This is a genomic window from Neisseria sp. P0022.S010, assembly GCF_051956635.1.
The window spans coordinates 1-638 of the sequence record NZ_JBQCXF010000801.1; the positions used below are offsets into that span (position 1 = coordinate 1).

Sequence of the window (638 nt, forward strand, 5' to 3'; positions counted from 1 at the left end):
GCCATGTATCTGACCCAACATACCGATTACGGATTGCGCGTATTGGTTTATACCGCCATCAATGATGACACCCTTGTCAATATCAGCACCATTGCCGAGACTTACAATATTTCCAAAAGCCATTTGATGAAAGTGGTTACCTCATTAGTCAAAGGCGGATTTCTGGTCAGCGTGCGCGGCAAAGGTGGCGGTTTGCGCTTGGCGGATGTTCCAGAAAAAATCAACATCGGCGCAGTCGTCCGCCATCTTGAGCCGATGCAGGTTGTCGAATGCATGGGCGATAACAACGAATGCCTCATTACCCCATCCTGCCGACTGACCGGCATCATTACCGGCGCCATCAAAGCCTTCTTCAACCATTTAGATCAATACTCCCTGCAAGATCTTTTGGACAAACCAACCTACGACATACTCTATACCCCGCGTATCCCGATCAACGAAATACGCAGAATGGTTGATTAAGTCTTCAGGCCGTCTGAAAAACAGTCCGGCTATATCAAAATAATCATCAGCCTCTCAATATAGAGGGGGGTATTACTCGGAAAAATAAAAAATGCCGTCTGAAATTAAGATTTTCAAACAGCATTGTTAATTTTAAAATAATAGAAAGATATCGACCAGAGCAAGCAAAAAGTAAC

1 protein-coding gene is annotated in these 638 nt (G+C 44.5%); it reads left to right on the top strand.

Going from position 1 to position 638, the window contains the following annotated elements; translation table 11 throughout:
• Positions 1–3 precede the first annotated feature (3 nt).
• The gene (locus tag ACTHUT_RS21500; RefSeq protein ID WP_049328858.1) at positions 4–462 is read left to right on the top strand and encodes an RrF2 family transcriptional regulator; all 459 of its coding nucleotides are present in this window, start codon (positions 4–6) and stop codon (positions 460–462) included.
• Positions 463–638: the final 176 nt, after the last annotated feature.